This is a genomic window from Sporosarcina sp. 6E9 (genome assembly GCF_017921835.1).
GTDB lineage: Bacteria > Bacillota > Bacilli > Bacillales_A > Planococcaceae > Sporosarcina.
Genome location: NZ_JAGEMN010000001.1, coordinates 1,576,312 through 1,593,362, shown reverse-complemented (window position 1 = coordinate 1,593,362; position 17,051 = coordinate 1,576,312). Strand labels below are relative to the sequence as shown.

At 39.9% G+C, this 17,051-nt stretch carries 17 protein-coding genes; 10 read left to right on the top strand and 7 right to left on the bottom strand.

Annotation, left to right across the window (positions count from 1 at the left end):
• Positions 1-138: 138 nt before the first annotated feature.
• The 4 genes from J4G36_RS08260 to J4G36_RS08245 are packed head-to-tail and all read right to left on the bottom strand — an operon-like array spanning position 139 to position 3,913.
• A complete protein-coding gene (locus J4G36_RS08260) occupies positions 139-1,212 on the bottom strand; it encodes an ABC transporter substrate-binding protein (protein ID WP_210469545.1) in 1,074 nt (357 codons plus the stop codon).
• Positions 1,209-2,009 carry an ABC transporter permease gene (locus tag J4G36_RS08255; RefSeq protein ID WP_210469544.1) on the bottom strand — a complete coding sequence of 267 codons (801 nt, stop codon included), beginning with the start codon at positions 2,007-2,009 and terminating at the stop codon, positions 1,209-1,211. The genes J4G36_RS08260 and J4G36_RS08255 overlap by 4 nt, the downstream gene beginning before the upstream one ends.
• A complete protein-coding gene (locus J4G36_RS08250; RefSeq protein WP_210469543.1) occupies positions 1,993-2,817 on the bottom strand; it encodes an ABC transporter permease in 825 nt (274 codons plus the stop codon). Before J4G36_RS08250 ends, J4G36_RS08255 begins: the two co-directional genes overlap by 17 nt.
• Positions 2,807-3,913, bottom strand: coding sequence for an ABC transporter ATP-binding protein (locus J4G36_RS08245; RefSeq protein WP_210469542.1), 1,107 nt, complete (start codon positions 3,911-3,913; stop codon positions 2,807-2,809). The genes J4G36_RS08250 and J4G36_RS08245 overlap by 11 nt, the downstream gene beginning before the upstream one ends.
• A gap of 267 nt (positions 3,914-4,180) precedes the next feature.
• Between J4G36_RS08245 and J4G36_RS08240 the strand changes: the two genes are divergently transcribed.
• From J4G36_RS08240 to J4G36_RS08230, 3 genes are all read left to right on the top strand, one after another.
• The gene (locus J4G36_RS08240; RefSeq protein WP_210469541.1) at positions 4,181-4,504 is read left to right on the top strand and encodes a hypothetical protein; all 324 of its coding nucleotides are present in this window, start codon (positions 4,181-4,183) and stop codon (positions 4,502-4,504) included.
• 81 nt (positions 4,505-4,585) lie between these two features.
• Entirely contained in the window at positions 4,586-5,032 is a 447-nt protein-coding gene (locus tag J4G36_RS08235; protein ID WP_210469540.1) for a TlpA family protein disulfide reductase, read from the top strand.
• Positions 5,033-5,175: 143 nt separating this feature from the next.
• Complete coding sequence (locus J4G36_RS08230; RefSeq protein WP_210469539.1) at positions 5,176-5,835, top strand: potassium channel family protein; 660 nt, start codon at positions 5,176-5,178, stop codon at positions 5,833-5,835.
• Positions 5,836-6,358: 523 nt separating this feature from the next.
• Here the strand turns inward: J4G36_RS08230 and rnjA are convergent.
• The 3 genes from rnjA to def all read right to left on the bottom strand — a co-directional run bounded on the left by rnjA (position 6,359) and on the right by def (position 9,060).
• Entirely contained in the window at positions 6,359-8,026 is a 1,668-nt protein-coding gene (gene rnjA, locus J4G36_RS08225; protein WP_210469538.1) for a ribonuclease J1, read from the bottom strand.
• 2 nt (positions 8,027-8,028) lie between these two features.
• Positions 8,029-8,238 carry a DNA-dependent RNA polymerase subunit epsilon gene (locus tag J4G36_RS08220; protein ID WP_210469537.1) on the bottom strand — a complete coding sequence of 70 codons (210 nt, stop codon included), beginning with the start codon at positions 8,236-8,238 and terminating at the stop codon, positions 8,029-8,031.
• A gap of 264 nt (positions 8,239-8,502) precedes the next feature.
• On the bottom strand, positions 8,503-9,060 hold the full coding sequence (def, locus tag J4G36_RS08215; protein WP_210469536.1) for a peptide deformylase: 558 nt from the start codon (positions 9,058-9,060) through the stop codon (positions 8,503-8,505).
• A 136-nt stretch (positions 9,061-9,196) separates the two neighbouring features.
• Between def and J4G36_RS08210 the strand changes: the two genes are divergently transcribed.
• The 7 genes from J4G36_RS08210 (at position 9,197) to J4G36_RS08180 (ending at position 17,047) form a co-directional block, all read left to right on the top strand.
• Positions 9,197-9,838: a YkyA family protein gene (locus tag J4G36_RS08210; protein ID WP_210469535.1), complete on the top strand. Its 642-nt coding sequence runs from the start codon at positions 9,197-9,199 to the stop codon at positions 9,836-9,838.
• Between the two features lie 271 nt (positions 9,839-10,109).
• A complete protein-coding gene (pdhA, locus tag J4G36_RS08205; RefSeq protein ID WP_210469534.1) occupies positions 10,110-11,225 on the top strand; it encodes a pyruvate dehydrogenase (acetyl-transferring) E1 component subunit alpha in 1,116 nt (371 codons plus the stop codon).
• Between the two features lie 3 nt (positions 11,226-11,228).
• Positions 11,229-12,206: an alpha-ketoacid dehydrogenase subunit beta gene (locus J4G36_RS08200; protein WP_210469533.1), complete on the top strand. Its 978-nt coding sequence runs from the start codon at positions 11,229-11,231 to the stop codon at positions 12,204-12,206.
• 42 nt (positions 12,207-12,248) lie between these two features.
• The gene (locus tag J4G36_RS08195; protein ID WP_210469532.1) at positions 12,249-13,583 is read left to right on the top strand and encodes a dihydrolipoamide acetyltransferase family protein; all 1,335 of its coding nucleotides are present in this window, start codon (positions 12,249-12,251) and stop codon (positions 13,581-13,583) included.
• Between the two features lie 3 nt (positions 13,584-13,586).
• Positions 13,587-14,990, top strand: coding sequence for a dihydrolipoyl dehydrogenase (gene lpdA / locus J4G36_RS08190; protein WP_210469531.1), 1,404 nt, complete (start codon positions 13,587-13,589; stop codon positions 14,988-14,990).
• 195 nt (positions 14,991-15,185) lie between these two features.
• Positions 15,186-16,034 (top strand): polysaccharide deacetylase family protein, encoded by an 849-nt coding sequence (locus tag J4G36_RS08185; RefSeq protein ID WP_210469530.1) that lies wholly within the window; start codon positions 15,186-15,188, stop codon positions 16,032-16,034.
• 47 nt (positions 16,035-16,081) lie between these two features.
• Positions 16,082-17,047, top strand: a complete 966-nt coding sequence (locus tag J4G36_RS08180) for an NAD(P)H-dependent flavin oxidoreductase (protein WP_210469529.1) — start codon at positions 16,082-16,084, stop codon at positions 17,045-17,047.
• The last annotated feature ends 4 nt before the right edge of the window (positions 17,048-17,051 follow it).

Genomic DNA, 17,051 nt, shown 5'->3' with positions numbered 1-17,051 from the left:
TTCTTTTACAAAAACGTTGCTTGCTTATTGTGAAACGTTTCCTAGTTTAGCGAAAACGTTTCTAAGTATGGCACACGTTGCTTTCCGTGATTAATATATCCCTATCCAAAAAAACCACCCGTGAAGGGTGGTTTCAATTTATTGTAATTCCATTTTTAAACCAAGAAATAGCTCGTTGTATGTTCCAAGCATTTCAAGGCCTAAGTTTTTATAAACTTCTAGATGATCCCTGGCTTCTTCATCAGGATAGTATCTTTCATCTTCAATGACTTCTGGATCCATAAAATTCATCGCCGCCAAATTCGGTGTAGAGTAGCCGACGTAATCTGCATTTTGAGCAGCAACTTCTGCATCCAACATAAAGTTTATAAAAGCATGAGCGCCTTCGATGTTTTTCGCGGTTCGAGGAATGACCATATTATCAAACCATAAATTTGAACCTTCTTCGGGTACGACATAGTCGATATCTTCATTATCCCACATCATATCCGCGGCTTGGCCTGACCAGGTTAATGCCACGGCAGCTTCACCGTTCACCATTAATTGTGTAATTTCATCGCCAATAATGGCCTTTATATTCGGTTTAAGCGTTTTTAGTTTATTGGCGGCTTCCTCTAATTCCAAGCTATTCGTCGAATTCAAGGAATAACCGAGTGCATTTAATCCCATACCAATTACTTCACGAGCACTATCTACTAAAACAACTTCTTGTTCGAGCGTTGGATCCCATAAATCTTCCCAGCTTTCGAATGTCTGGCCTTCCAGCAATTTAGGGTTATAGGCAATGCCTAGTGTTCCCCAAAAATATGGGACTGAAAATTTGTTCTCAGGGTCAAATGCCAAATCCAGAAAATAAGGATCGATATTTTGAAAGTTAGGAAGTTTGGCTTTGTCGATGGGTAATAGCAACCCCGATTCATTCATTTTTTCGATTGCATATTCTGATGGGACAGCAATATCATACGTCGTTCCACCTTGTTCAATTTTGGTCATCATCGCTTCGTTGGAGTCGAAAGTTTCATAAATGACTTTAATACCGGTTTCTTCTTCAAATTGCTTAAGAAGATCAGGATCCAGATATTCTCCCCAGTTAAAAACTGTAATTGAATTTTTTCCAGAAGTCCCGCTTGTATTAGCAAGTTTCGCATTTATAAACAATAGAATAGCAGACACGGCCAAAATTACAATTGACACGCGAATAATATCCTTCATTTTCTCACCCCCGAAAATGGCGTTTTGGATTTTCGGTTAATGGCATAATACCCGAATACAAGTAAGAGTGTCACGATAAATATTAAACCTGAAAGGGCATTAATCGTTAATGTAACTCCAGCCCTAGCCATGGAGTAAATTTCAACTGACAAGGTTGAAAAACCGTTACCAGTTACGAAGAATGTCACTGCAAAATCATCAAGCGAATAGGTAAGCGCCAAGAAAAAACCAGCAAATATTCCTGGTTTAATAAAAGGAATAATAACCCGAGTCAACACATCGCGTCTAGATGCGCCAAGATCTATTGCCGCATCGATTAAGGACGGACTCATTTCCTGCAATTTCGGCAACACCATAATCACAACGATTGGTATGCTAAAAGCGATATGCGAAATTAATACCGAAGCAAACCCAAGTTTTACGCCAACCATCGTAAATAAAATTAAGAAAGATGCGCCGATGATAACGTCAGGACTTACAATTAGAATATTATTCATAGAAAGAATCGCGTTTCTTAAAGCCTTTTTCCGGATGAAAGTAATCGTAACCGCACCTAGAACGCCGATTGTTGTAGAAACAAGTGCGGATAGCAATGCGACGATAATTGTGTTAAACAAAATCATGATGAGGCGGGTGTCCTCGAAAACTGCAGCGTAATGTTCAAATGTAAAAGATTCGAAGCCGGACATCGTTCCGCCGGAGTTAAAAGAATAATATAGTAAGTAAAAAATGGGTGTATACAAAACTATGAACACAAACGCTAAATACACTTTAGGTAATTTACTTAGTTTTCCCACTGCCGGCCGCCCCCTTTTCAGAACCACTTGTGAGTAGCATGATTACGAACATGAATAGAATGAGAAATACAGCAATTGTCGATCCCATTCCCCAGTTTTGAGCGACCAAGAATTGTTGCTCGATAGCCGTACCTAATGTAATGACCTTATTCCCTGCGATAAGTCGCGTAATCATGAATAATGAGAGGGCGGGGATGAAGACGACTTGAATCCCAGATTTAACCCCGTTCATCGTCAATGGCAAAATAACGCGTGAAAATGTAGTCCATGAATTTGCACCAAGATCCCGCGCAGCGTCAATCAATGCGGGGTTTAATTTATCAAGCGAATTAAAGATTGGTAAAATCATGAACGGAATGAAAATATAGACCGCTACGAAAACAAAGCTGAAATCAGTAAACAAAAGTTGGTGTTGTCCAATTCCAATCATTTCAAGGAAAGCATTTATTGGTCCGTAGAGACCAAAAAGTCCGATGAAAGCATATGTCTTCAAGAGTAAATTGATCCAAGAAGGAATAATAATTAACAAGAGCCAAAGTTGTTTATGCTTCGTTTTCGTTAAAAAGTATGCAGTCGGATATGCAAAAAGCAATGAGAAAAATGTAATAAGAAATGCATACCAAAATGAGTTCACAATCAGTTTGAAATAAATGGACGTAAAGAAATTTTGGTAGTTGGCGATAGTGAAATTACCGGTTAAATCGAAAAATGAATAGTAAACAATTAGTGCAATGGGTGCAACAACGAAAAGGATAATCCAAGCCGCATAGGGAATAAACGTTAAAAAACGGGTAGGTCTAGCGTTCATTGTCTCCGCCTCCATAAGAGTCGAGTCTTGCGTCAAACTCCTCTTCTGTTTCATTCAAACGCATGACATGAATGTTTTCTGGTACGAAATCTAGTCCGACAGAACTTCCAACTTCAGCCTTTTTGGTTGAGTGAACGAGCCATTCGTTTCCATCTTTATCGTATGTGGACAATTCATAATGGACCCCGCGGAATAATTGCGTATCGACAGTGACAGTTAATTTACCTTTTTCAACAGTTGTTAACACGAGGTCTTCAGGTCGAATAACGATATCAACATTTTCGTTCGGATTAAGACCGGCATCAACACATTCGAATTTTTTACCAGTAAATTCGACTGTGAAATCTTCAATCATAATTCCCGGAACAATGTTGGATTCTCCGATGAAATCAGCAACGAAACGATTGATGGGCTCGTCATATATATCAAGGGGCGTACCAGATTGCTGAATTTCTCCGTTGTTGAGAACGAAAATTTCATCTGACATCGCAAGCGCCTCTTCTTGGTCATGAGTAACAAAGATAAAAGTCTTACCTAATCGTTTTTGTAAATCACGGAGTTCATATTGCATTTCGGATCTAAGTTTCAAATCAAGTGCTGATAATGGTTCATCCAACAAAATGACTTCTGGGTCGTTAACAATTGCACGCGCAATCGCAACTCGTTGTCGTTGTCCGCCTGACATCTCGGATATTTCTCGATTTTCATAACCATCTAAGTTAACAAATGTCAGCGCTTCTTTGACGCGTCTTTTCATTTCTTCTGTTTTTACTTTTTTTATTCTAAGACCAAATGCGATGTTTTCGAATACATTAAGATGTGGAAATAGCGCATAGTCTTGAAAAACAGTGTTTACTTTCCGCTCATTTGCAGGGACATCGTTAATTTTTTTTCCGTTAAATAATATAGTGCCCTCAGTTGGTTCGATGAATCCCGCAATAAGACGTAGAATGGTTGTTTTCCCGCAACCAGATGGTCCAAGAAGCGTATAAAATTTCCCTCTTTCTAGTTCGAATGAAACGTTATTTAACACTGTAGTATCTTCATCATATTTTTTTGTTACATTATCAAAGCGAATAATTGACTCGATTGACATAAGATCCCCCCTTATTTTTCTAAATACGTTTTTTGAAAAAATCCAATCAAACATTTTTAAATTATACGAAAAACAACGTAGAATGCAAGAACTTTTTTGATGAAATAAAATTAAATACAATTGTTATTGTCCCACAGGTTCATTCGATAGTACACAATTTAGACACAAATTAGAGAAGGTGAGCAATACACGGATTTCTATCGAATGTTTGGCGATTGAATTATTGGCATACCATGGTACAATATAGCGGAAAAGGGGGGCGAAACGATGGGAAAGAAAAAGGTTTTTTATTTAGACCCTGATGATAGAAAATGGACGATGGAAGACCTCGGTTTAAGTTGGGATGACTTAGAAGTGACCGAAGAGAAAGTGGCATCAATTGAAGGTGTATTCTTTGCTAATAAAGGTAAAGTTATTAACCGTATGGAACTACCGAATCACTGCCCCGATTGCCTAGATACATTGGCATATAATGATGAATTTGATTCAATCTATTGTGAGGATTGCGATGAGTGGCGTGACAGTCCATGCACCGACCCATCCTGTGAATATTGCGCAAGTAGGCCCGAAAAACCCTCCGACTGTAATTAATAAAACATTCCTAAGTTATTTCTTCCAATGGAACAAGACACAACAATCAGTGGAGGATTTAAAAACTTGAGGAGGATTTTGTTGAAGTTACATGAATTCATGCCAGAGCTTGTTGGCGCAACAGCCTGGATTAACGGTGTTACATCAAAAGAACAGCTGGTAGGGAACAAACCAGTACTTTTTCACTTTTGGTCAGTTAGTTGTTACATGTGTAAAGATGCGATGCCGGTGATAAATCAGTTCCGCGACAAATATAAGGATAACCTAAACATTGTTGCAGTTCATATCCCGCGGTCTGAAGCAGATGTAGACATAAATCTTGTTAAATCGAGTGCGGAAGCACATGATATAAAACACCCGATTTTTATCGATAACGCACTTAAGCTGAGAGGTGCTTTTGGTAACGAGCAAGTCCCTGCCTATTATGTTTTTGATAAAGATGGGCGACTACGGCATTTTCAATCGGGCGGGAGTGGTATGAAGTTACTTGAGAAACGAATTACCCGTTTACTGAATGAAAAGAAATGAATTAACAACCTTTATTATTAATAAGGACATTATTACTCGGCAATGCAATTATTTATATTGCCGAGTATTTTTGTTCTTTGAGCCGAGCGCGACTGTATGCTACACTATTCGGAACAGTGACCTCGTTAGGAGAGATGGTATTAATGAAAAAAGAGTTTGTTGTAATAGGACTTGGGCGTTTCGGGGGAAGCATTGTGAAAGAATTGATTGTATTGGGATCGAATGTTATGGCTATCGATATTTCCAGTGCGCGAGTTGATGAGTATGCATCGATCGCAACACAAGCAGTTACCGCTGATACAACTGATGAATCTGTCCTAAAATCACTAGGGATTCGAAATTTTGAACATGTGATTGTTGCGATTGGAGAAAATATACAAGCTAGTATTTTAACGACGCTGATGTTAAAAGAAATTGGCGTGCCTAAAATAACGGTTAAAGCGCAAAATGATTACCATGCGAAGGTTCTTCGGAAGATTGGTGCCGATAAAGTGGTGCATCCAGAGCGTGACATGGGGATCAGGATCGCAAACAATATGGTCTCGAATAATATTCTGGATTATCTTGAATTATCGGAGGAACATTCCATTGCTGAAATAATGGCAAATGAGAGGTTAGTAGGGAAGACGTTAGTCGAACTCGATATCCGGGCGAAATACGGGATTAACATCGTTGCGATAAAACGAGGCAATGACATTGTTGTATCGCCTCAGGCGATTGAAGAAATTCAAATAGACGATATTTTAATTGTCATTGGATCTGATCATGATATTCATCTTTTTGAGAAGAAGTTATTTCATTAATAAAAGCTTTTATAATAAATTAGTGAGTACTTGAATAAGCCATTATTCGAGTATTCATTTTTTATATGGTTCGTCGATTTACGTTCCGGGCGGACGCGTTCCTGCGGGCGAGCGCCGAGCCTCCTCGTCGCAAGCTCCTGTGGGGTCTCGACTGTCTCGCTAATTCCGCTGGAGTCGCCGCCCTGCACTACAATCAACTGATGTCATTATACTTAGCGTGTTAGTTAGTGCTTTTTTGAATGTAGAAATCTATATGAACTAATAGTGTCTTGAATATATCCAGGTTTTCTAAGAATTAATAGAACATTAATTTAAAACTGCAACTATTTAAATTTAGCGTCTAAAATGAAACGTCAAAAGTCTACCAAGAAAAACCGGCGAAGGCGTTTTACAAGTGGTAGCCGGAGCGTTTTTATAGGGAATTCTAGTAAGCCAATAAAATTTATAGAAAACAAAAAAGTACAGAAATGGAATTGTTGAATTCCTTCTGTACTTTTGTTTTGGGTTAAACTCATTTTTTTTGTTAAACTTCCAAAATAACTGGAAGGACCATTGGTTTTCTTTCTGTTTTCTCATACAGATACGGTCCGACTACATCAATGATTTCAGTTTTTAATGAAGCAATGGTTGTTGGTGAAGTTGATAGTTTTCTTTGCAACTGTCTAGAAAGCATCCGTTGTGCATCATGAATCATGACACCTGACTCACGCATATATACAAAGCCACGAGAGATGATATCCGGACCAGAAACAATTCGGTTTTTCTTTTTATCGATTGTAGCAACCACGATAACTAGTCCATCTTCAGACAGCATTTTACGGTCGCGTAAGACAACATTACCAATGTCGCCAATTCCGCTGCCATCAATATAAACATCGCCGGAAGGAATCCGTCCAGCGTGTCTAGCCGAATCTGCGGTTAGAGCGAGTACGTCGCCGTTTTCTAAAATGAATGTATTCTCTTGTGGAATATCGCAATCTACTGCTAATTCTGTATGCATTTTCATCATGCGGTATTCACCGTGAATCGGCATAAAATACTTTGGTTTCATAAGGCGAAGCATAAGTTTTTGTTCCTCTTGCGAACCATGTCCAGAAGTGTGGATATTGTTAAGTGTTCCATGTAAAACTTCAGCACCGGCACGAAACAACGAGTTAATCGTTTTGTTGATGCTGAGCGTGTTTCCTGGAATTGGAGAAGATGAAAAAATAACAGTATCTCCAGGATGTATTTGAACTTGGCGATGCGTGCCATTTGCAATTCGCGATAACGCAGCCATTGGTTCTCCTTGACTACCAGTACACAAAATCATCACTTCACTAGCTTGTAGTCTATTTAATGAGTGTGTGTCGACAAATAATTCTTTCGGGGCGTCGATATATCCGAGTTCGCGCCCAATGCGAATTGCATTGTCCATACTACGTCCAAATACAGCTATCTTACGGCCAAACTCTTGAGCCGCTTCGATGACTTGTTGCAATCTGTGAATATTAGATGCAAATGTAGCAAATATGATACGTCCATCGACTTTGCGGAAAATTTCATTTAAACTATCGCCGACTTTGCGTTCCGACATTGTAAAATTTGGTATCTCAGCATTCGTGCTATCGGATAAAAGACATAGAACGCCTTCGCCGCCGATTTTTGCCATTTTCGTTAAATTTGCTGGTTCTCCAACAGGTGTGAAGTCAAATTTAAAATCACCAGTGTGAACGATATTACCGGATGGTGTTTTTACGACAACACCAAATGCGTCTGGAATACTATGCGTTGTTCTGTAAAAACTAACTGAAGTTTTACGGAATTTAATGACGTCATCTTCATCGATTGGAATCATCGTTGTTGATCGTAATAATCCATGTTCTTCGAGTTTGTTACGAAGTAAACCGAGCGCTAGCTTTCCGCCGTAGACAGGAACATTTACTTTTCGAAGTAAATATGGAATCCCGCCGATGTGGTCTTCGTGCCCGTGTGTGATGAAAAGGCCTTTAATCTTGTCGACATTACGTTCGAGATAGGAGTAATCAGGAATAACATAATCGATTCCTAGTAGATCATCATCTGGAAATTTAATACCAGCATCAATTAAGATGATTTCGTCTTGAAACTGTACACCATATGTGTTTTTGCCGATTTCGCCTAGTCCGCCTAGAGCGAAAACGCCTGTTTCATTATTTTTAATAGACTTCATTATTATACCTGCTCGAGTTCGAAATGCGGTGAAGCCTTTTCAAATTCAAGGTGCTCTCCTTCAAGTAGTTGAATATATTCAATATTGAAGTTTCGACCTGCAAGAATTTCACGAACCGTTTTCTCTGATTCAGCTTCGATGTACATGCTTTTTGTATTTTCGCGGACAGGTACTTCTAGCACGTTTTCTTGGTAATAAACTTTATAAATCATAATTTTTGCTCTCCTTTTGACGTTCAATTGAAATCATTCTCTATATAGTATCATGAGATTTAGGTAAAATAAAGAAAAGCCGACCAAATTATAGGCCGGCTATAAAATTTATGCTATTGTTTTTTTGCCGAGTATGCCATTAAGCCGTCTCAACATTTTTCGTTTTAGGCGTTTGTACATGGCAGATCACTCCTCACTTATATTATAAGCCGTTCAGAACTTTCTGTCAAGTGTTCATAGTGCTTAATGAGGTGAGGTCAAAAGTCATGCGCGTTCAAAGGGTGTCGCGCCAGGAATTTCTTTGAAGGGCTCGTTCTTATCTATATGATCATAGAACATTATCCCATTTAAATGATCCAATTCGTGTTGAAAGGCAATTGCAGCAAGTCCACGCAACCGTTTCTTAAATTCATTACCGTCCTTGTCGAATGCTTTAATCGTAATTCTAGAATATCGCGGCACAAATCCTTCGACGTTCCTATCGACTGATAAGCAACCTTCACCTGATGTTAGATAGGTTCTTTCAACAGAATGACTTATGATTTTCGGATTGATTGCCACAAAACTTATAGGCTCTCCTTTCATTTCTGTAATATGAAGTGCAAATACTCTTTTGGATACATTGACTTGGGGGGCAGCTAGACCTACGCCTGCACGCAAATTATATTTTTCGGAAATTACTGGGTCATGACTATTTTTTAAGTACGCGAGTAAATCATCGCATAGATCAATCTCTTCAGTAGTGAGAGGGAAAGTCATTTCTTCGGCTGTTTTTCGTAATGTAGGGTGACCTTCTCTTACTATGTCTTTCATTACTATCATCGCAAAATTCTCCTTTTAACCTTTATTATATACATTAGTATAATCGAATGAGATTGAGCTTAAAAGGAATTTAGCATTTGGTTGTACTTATTGTCGTAAACAGATATAATTCAAAAGAAATCGGAGGGGTATTATCTTGAGGAAATATATAGTAAGCATCATTTTAATCGGCACATTATTTCTATCAGCTTGTAATTTTGGTTCATCTACAGAGAAAGACCTTGCGGATGTATTATCGAAGTTAAATAGTGCTGAAGAAAAGTACCGCGAAGCACAAGGGGAACTTTCCAGTCTTGAGAAGTCCGAGCAAAATCTTTTCAATGAAATCATTCAATTAACACAGGAGGAAAAGGAAGAACTTAAAACAAAGGTATCTGAAGCAGAAGAATCCCTTGAAAAACGTCTAACCTTTCTTGCTGACGAAGAAAAGTCTATGAATAAGGCGAAAGAATCTGTAGCAACATTCGACGAAATTATAGAAAAAGCAGATGAAGAAAAAGTAAAAGCTGAAATAACGGAACTAAGAGATTCAGTTAATAATCGATATGATCTGCATTCCGACTTTGTTGAAAACTATACGAAGTTAACAGATTTGCAAAAGGAACTCTACGGAATGCTTGTTGATGAAGAAACTGATGTTTCAAAATTACAAGAAAAGGTTATAGAAGTAAATAAACAAAATGAAACTGTAAAAGAAATTATCAATTCATTTAATGAAGCCACTGGAATAGTGAACAAATTAAAAGAAGACCTATTCAATAAATTAGCAGAAAAGTAATTAATCAAAAAGACTAGATGTGTAAAAAAGCACTCTAGTCTCTTTTTGAATAAAAACTGTAAATCACTCATTCTATTGTAATACAGATTTGATATTGTACTAATACAGCAATCTATTTTTCAGTGAATTCGGACACCTCGTGTGTGCAAAAGTCCATAGTTTACAATGTTTGACCATGTCGATTCAATTACGTATACTAAAAAGTGTAGAGTTTGTATCAATCAATACAACCGTGTTTCATAATACAGTTGATAAAGGAGAGTTGTCGAAAATGGCTTCAAAAACAAACAAGCATTTCGATCCAGTGAAAACACTTCACGAGATTGAAGATAAGTTTGAAATGGTTCAAGTTTTGAATGAAGAAGGCGAAATCGTCAATAAAGATATGGATCCCAAGATGAGTGATGAGGATCTAGTTGAGTTAATGACACGCATGGTCTATACACGAATTTTGGATCAACGTTCAATTTCGCTTAACCGTCAGGGAAGACTTGGTTTCTACGCACCGACTGCTGGTCAAGAAGCGTCTCAAATAGCTTCTCACTTCGCATTAGAAAAAGAGGATTTCATCTTACCGGGTTACCGTGATGTACCTCAGATGATTTGGCACGGCCTACCATTGTCAATGGCATTTTTATGGTCAAGAGGACATTACAAAGGCGGACAGATTCCGGAGGGCGTAAATGTATTCCCACCACAAATCATTATTGGCGCACAATATATTCAAGCTGCAGGTATTGCACTAGGATTCCAAAAACGTGGAACAAAAGCGGTTGCTATGACTTATACAGGTGACGGCGGAACATCACAAGGTGACTTCTATGAAGGTATTAACTTTGCCGGTGCTTATCGTTCTCCTGCAATATTTGTAATTCAAAACAACCAATACGCAATTTCTACACCACGTGACGTACAAACTGCTGGTAAAACACTTGCTCAAAAAGGGATTTCAGCGGGTATTCCAAGCATTCTTGTTGATGGTATGGACCCACTTGCGGTTTATGCAGCAACTAGAGATGCACGTGAACGCGCAGTTAACGGAGAAGGTCCAACGCTAATTGAAACATTTTGCTACCGTTACGGACCACATACGATGGCCGGAGATGATCCAACACGTTACCGTACATCTGAAACGGATAGCGAATGGGAAAAACGCGATCCACTACTTCGATTCCGTAAATATCTAGAAGCGAAAGGTATTTGGAATGAAGAGCAGGAAGAAAAAGTAATTGAAAAAGCAACAGAAGATATAAGAGAAGCAATTAAAGAAGCAGATGCAGCACCTAAACAAAAAGTGAGCGATTTTATTAATATTATGTATAAAGGCGATCTTCCATTTAACTTGAAAGAACAGCTTGATGTTTATACTGAAAGGGAGTCGAAGTAACCGATGGCACAAATGACGATGATTCAAGCAATTAATGATGCTATGAAAACAGAGCTGAAAAATGATGAAAACGTCCTCGTCTTCGGTGAAGACGTTGGAAATAACGGCGGAGTATTCCGTGCAACAGAAGGTTTACAAAAAGAGTTTGGTGAAGAGCGCGTGTTTGATACGCCATTAGGAGAATCCGGAATTGGCGGGCTTGCAATCGGTCTTTCACTGACAGGGTTCCGTCCAGTAATGGAAATCCAATTCTTTGGTTTTGTTTATGAAGTAATGGATTCTATCAGTGGTCAACTTGCTCGTATGCAATTCCGTAGTGGTGGAAAATACAATGGTCCAGTTACAATTCGCTCGCCATTCGGCGGTGGTGTTGCGACGCCTGAGATGCATGCAGATAGTTTAGAAGGTCTCATGGCAGCTCAACCGGGCTTGACGGTAGTTATCCCATCTACTCCGTATGATGCGAAAGGGCTTCTCATTTCTGCAATTCGTGATGAAAATCCTGTCGTTTACTTGGAGCATATGAAGTTATATCGTTCATTCAGACAAGAAGTTCCTGAAGAAGAGTACACAATTCCACTCGGTAAAGCGGATGTGAAACGTGAAGGAACAGATCTTTCGATTTTCGCATACGGCGCAATGGTTCACGAAAGCCTCAAAGCGGCAGAAGAGTTGGAAAAAGAAGGGCATTCAGTTGAGGTAGTGGATTTAAGAACTGTTCAACCACTCGATATTGAAGCGATAATTGCATCTGTTGAAAAAACAAACCGTGCAATTGTTGTACAAGAGGCACAAAAACAAGCTGGAATCGCAGCGAATGTTGTGGCGGAAATTACAGAACGAGCAATTCTAAGTCTTGAGGCTCCGGTTCTGCGTGTAACAGCACCAGATACGATTTATCCTTATGCACAGGGCGAAAATGTTTGGTTGCCAAACGCTAAGGATATTATGGAAGCAGCAAATAAAGTTTTAACGTTTTAATTTAAATTTAGTAGTTATTGATAAATAGGAAGGGTGAACTAAGTGGCATATGTATTCCGTTTACCAGATATCGGAGAAGGAATTCACGAAGGTGAGATTTTAAAGTGGTTTGTGGCTGAGGGCGATAAAGTCGAGGAAGATGACGTTCTATTTGAAGTCCAAAACGACAAGGCTGTAGTAGAAATCCCATCTCCGGTTGCAGGTACTGTAGAAAAATTATTAGTTTCTGAGGGAACTGTGGCAGTTGTAGGAGATGCATTGATTCAAATCGATGCACCAGGATTCGAACATCTTCACGAAGAAAAAGTAGAAGATGAGGCTCAAGAAGAGACTGAAGCACAAGTTCAAGCTTCGGCAGAAAAGGGTCAAGCGATTGAAAAAGAAGAAGCACCAAAACAAGAAGCACCATCAGAAGGTAAGTCGGTAGCATCAGGACAAGATGTTGATCTTGATCGTAGAATTATTGCGATGCCATCAGTCCGTAAGTTTGCACGCGAGAATGATGTTGATATTCGCCAAGTTGCGGGGTCAGGTAAGAATGGTCGCGTTTTGAAAGGCGATGTTGAAGCATTTGTAAATGGTGAGCAGACACAGGCTTCTGCACCAGTTGCGGCAGAAAAAACGAGTCAAACAGCAACACCAGCTGGGGATAACCAAGTTTCACTTGAAGGAGACTTCCCAGAAACGCGCGAAAAAATGTCCAGCATGAGAAAAATTATTGCGAAAGCTATGGTTAACTCGAAACATACGGCTCCGCATGTTACATTATTAGACGAGGTGGATGTTACGGGACTTGTTGCACATCGCAAAAAGTTCAAAGATATCGCCCTTGAAAAAGATATTCGTCTAACTTATTTGCCATATGTTGTTAAGGCACTTGTAAGCACGTTGAGAGAATTCCCTGAGTTCAATACATCATATGATGAGGAGACTGAGGAAATTATTCAGAAGCATTATTATAATATTGGAATCGCTGCAGATACAGAGCGTGGACTTGTTGTGCCTGTTGTTAAGCATGCAGACCGCAAATCAGTGTTCGCGATTTCCGATGAAATTAATAAGCTAGCTGTAAAAGCGCGTGATGGCAAATTGTCAATGGCTGAAATGAGTGGCGCTTCATGCTCTATTTCGAATATCGGTTCTGCAGGCGGTCAGTGGTTTACACCAATCATTAACCATCCTGAAGTTGCGATTCTTGGAATTGGTCGCATCGCTGAAAAACCAGTCGTTAAAGATGGAGAAATTGTAGCAGTTCCTATGCTGGCACTATCTCTTGTTTTCGACCACAGAATGATGGACGGTGCTACTGCACAACATGCATTGAACCACTTAAAGAGATTACTTGCAGACCCAGAACTTTTATTAATGGAGGGGTAAGAAATGGTAGTAGGAGATTTCCCGATTGAAGTAGAAACACTCGTTGTTGGTTCAGGACCTGGAGGTTATGTTGCAGCAATTCGTGCATCACAACTTGGTCAAAAAGTAACAATTGTTGAGAGAGATAACCTAGGTGGCGTATGCTTGAACGTTGGGTGTATTCCATCAAAAGCGCTAATTTCTGTTGGACATCGTTATGTCCAGGCAAAAAATTCCGAGCAAATGGGAATTTCCGCAGAAGTTAATCTTGACTTTGCAAAAGCTCAAGAGTTTAAAGACGGTGTTGTTACTCGATTAACGGGCGGCGTAAGCGGTCTGATGAAGGGTAATAAAATTGACGTTGTTCAAGGAGAGGCATACTTCGTTGATGAGAACACTGTTCGTATCATCAGCGGCGAGTCAGCTCAGACATACAAATTTAAAAATGCGATTGTCGCAACGGGCTCACGTCCAGTTGAAATCCCATCATTTAAATTCTCAGAACGCGTTCTTAGCTCCACAGGCGCGCTAAGTCTTAAAGAATTGCCTAAAAAGTTAGTTGTTATCGGTGGAGGATATATCGGAACTGAACTTGGTTCTGCTTATGCAAACCTTGGATCTGAAGTAACGATTATTGAAGGCGCTGATGATATTTTGGCAGGCTTTGAAAAACAAATGACACAAATGGTTAAAAAAGGTCTAAAGAAAAAAGGCGTTGAAATTGTAACAAAAGCATCAGCTAAAGGCGTAGAAGAAACTGATTCAGGTGTAACAGTTACATACGAAGCAGGCGGCGAGGATAAAACGATCGAAGCTGACTATGTACTTGTTACTGTTGGTCGTCGTCCGAATACAGACGAAATGGGCCTTGAATCAACTGGTATCAACATTGGCGAACGCGGCCTAATTGAAGTTGATAAACAGTGCCGTACTAATGTTCCGTCGATTTATGCAATTGGTGACGTTGTAGCTGGACTTCAACTTGCGCATAAAGCATCTTATGAAGCAAAAGTTGCTGCTGAAGCAATTTCAGGTCTTAAGTCTGAAGTTGATTACCTAGCAATTCCAGCTGTTTGCTTCACGGATCCTGAACTTGCGACTGTTGGTTTAAGCGAACAGCAGGCAAAAGATGAAGGTTATGAAGTATCAAGTGGAAAATTCCCTTATGCAGCTAACGGGCGTGCAATCGCTCTAGACGCTACAGAAGGCTTTGTGAAGCTTGTTGCTCGCAAAGAAGACGGATTGTTACTTGGTGCGCAAATCGTTGGAGAAAGTGCCTCAGATATGATTTCTGAACTTGCACTAGCAATCGAAGCGGGCATGACTATGGAAGATATCGCAATGACGATTCATGCTCACCCAACATTAGCTGAAATTACGATGGAAGCTGCCGAAGTGTTATTGGGTAAACCAATTCATATGATGTAATTTAGTAAAAAACTTCGTCCACAAGGTGAATACATTCGCCTTGTGGATTTTTTTTATATCAGTTAGCTTTTCACCTTATTGGTCATATAGCGTGACTTATTGGTCGCATGAAGATCGTTATTGGATTAATTTATTTATGGTTTAATTTGATAGAAAAATTATGATACACTATACAAAATGAAAGGATGATTCAACATGAAAAAACAACTTGTATACATAATTACGGCACTGGTACTCTTGCTGTCTGCTTGTGCAGGAGATGGTGAAAAGGAGACGACTATTAAAGAAATAGAAGATGCTGCTACAACCGAAAATGGAGCTGGTGATGACAACGCAGTTGACGAAGAGGAAACTGAAGATGATGAGGTGGAAGATGAATCGGAAGAAATTGTAGAGGATGAAGTAGCGGAAAAACTTTATGAATTGGGAGCAGCATGGTATTTCAAGCCTATTGGAGATGCAAACCCGAAAGCGGTCCTTTTAACGATTGATGATGCACCAGACAAACGCTCTCTGGATATGGCTAAAACATTGAAAGAATTAGATGCGCCGGCAATCTTTTTTGTCAATGGGCATTTTATTGACACTGATGAGGAAAAGGCTGTATTAAAAGAAATTCATGATATGGGTTTTGCAATTGGGAATCATACGAAAACGCATGCTAATTTACAGCAAATTTCGGAGGCTGAACAAGAGGAAGAAATTATCTCAGTTAGTGATACAGTCGAAGAAGTTATTGGAGAACGGCCGCTATTTTTCCGTGCGCCGTTTGGGCAGAACACTGATTTCAGCAGAGAACTCGTTCAAAATGATGGCATGCTACTTATGAACTGGTCATACGGTTATGATTGGGAGAAACAATATATGGAAGCCGGCCCGTTGGCAGATATTATGGTGAATAATGATTTCTTGCGAGATGGCGCAAATTTATTGATGCATGATCGAGAGTGGACTGCGGATGCTTTGAAAGATATCGTAGAAGGTCTTCGTGGAAAAGGTTACGATTTTATTGATCCGGCAACAATTCAAGGAGTGGAACAATAAAAAAGGTGAAAATCGAGCTGAAGTAGAACAAGTAGGGGGAGTTAGGAATGCAATGGGAGACGAGAGTGACTGATTTACTTAGCGTTAAGTACCCGATCATTCAGGGGGGACTCGCTTATTTGGCGTATGCGGATTTATGTGCCGCTGTATCAAATGCTGGGGGACTTGGACAGATTACAGCTATGAGCTTGGATTCGCCGGATGCACTACGTGCCGAGATCAAAAAAGCAAAGACGATGACGGATAAGCCATTTGGTGTCAATTTTGCGATTGGACAACACGGCCGACCTTATTCGCATATGATCGACGCCGCATTAGAAGAAGGTGTAGAAGTGATGTCAGTCACAGGAGGAAATCCGACACCCTTTTTTGAGCAATTGAATGGAACAAATGTAAAGAAATTAGTTCTTGTCGCAGCAAAACGGCAAGCTATGAAGGCAGAAGAATTAGGCGCGGATGCGATTATGGTGGTCGGCCATGAAGGCGGCGGGCATCTTGGTCGAGATGATGTTGGGACAATGGTGCTGACACCTCAAGTAGTGGATGCTGTTTCAATTCCAGTCATTGCGTCTGGCGGAATCGGGGACGGCCGTGGTTGGATGGCGGCGCATGCACTTGGAGCCGAGGGGATTGAGATGGGGACGCGTTTTATCGCGACTAAGGAATGTGTACACGCCTCGCAGGCTTATTTGGATGCACTTTTAACTAGTAGCGAGACAGGTACGACGGTAATAAAACGTACATTAGGGACACCGGCGCGAGCGTTAACTGGACCTTGGACAGAAAAAATTATTGATTTGGAAACGCAACATGCAGATTATGAAATGTTGAAAGATTATATTAGCGGGAAAGCAAACCAGAAATTTATTCATGACGGTGACGTAGAAAACGGCTATGGATGGGCTGGTCAAGTTTCGGGTTTAATTACCGATGTGCCGACTGTAAAAGAATTATTTGTGCGAATGGTTAAAGAAGCCGAAGAAATTCGAAGTGGCTGGAACTTTAGTCGTTGAAAGG

Excerpts from the sequence above, each read along its gene's own strand:
- J4G36_RS08260 (WP_210469545.1), bottom strand. The coding sequence starts at position 1,212 with ATGAAGGATATTATTCGCGTGTCAATTGTAATTTTGGCCGTGTCTGCT.
- J4G36_RS08250 (WP_210469543.1), bottom strand. The coding sequence starts at position 2,817 with ATGAACGCTAGACCTACCCGTTTTTTAACGTTTATTCCCTATGCGGCT.
- J4G36_RS08245 (WP_210469542.1), bottom strand. The coding sequence starts at position 3,913 with ATGTCAATCGAGTCAATTATTCGCTTTGATAATGTAACAAAAAAATAT.
- J4G36_RS08240 (WP_210469541.1), top strand. The coding sequence starts at position 4,181 with ATGGGAAAGAAAAAGGTTTTTTATTTAGACCCTGATGATAGAAAATGG.
- J4G36_RS08230 (WP_210469539.1), top strand. The coding sequence starts at position 5,176 with ATGAAAAAAGAGTTTGTTGTAATAGGACTTGGGCGTTTCGGGGGAAGC.
- rnjA (WP_210469538.1), bottom strand. The coding sequence starts at position 8,026 with ATGAAGTCTATTAAAAATAATGAAACAGGCGTTTTCGCTCTAGGCGGA.
- J4G36_RS08220 (WP_210469537.1), bottom strand. The coding sequence starts at position 8,238 with ATGATTTATAAAGTTTATTACCAAGAAAACGTGCTAGAAGTACCTGTC.
- def (WP_210469536.1), bottom strand. The coding sequence starts at position 9,060 with ATGATAGTAATGAAAGACATAGTAAGAGAAGGTCACCCTACATTACGA.
- pdhA (WP_210469534.1), top strand. The coding sequence starts at position 10,110 with ATGGCTTCAAAAACAAACAAGCATTTCGATCCAGTGAAAACACTTCAC.
- J4G36_RS08200 (WP_210469533.1), top strand. The coding sequence starts at position 11,229 with ATGGCACAAATGACGATGATTCAAGCAATTAATGATGCTATGAAAACA.
- lpdA (WP_210469531.1), top strand. The coding sequence starts at position 13,587 with ATGGTAGTAGGAGATTTCCCGATTGAAGTAGAAACACTCGTTGTTGGT.
- J4G36_RS08185 (WP_210469530.1), top strand. The coding sequence starts at position 15,186 with ATGAAAAAACAACTTGTATACATAATTACGGCACTGGTACTCTTGCTG.
- J4G36_RS08180 (WP_210469529.1), top strand. The coding sequence starts at position 16,082 with ATGCAATGGGAGACGAGAGTGACTGATTTACTTAGCGTTAAGTACCCG.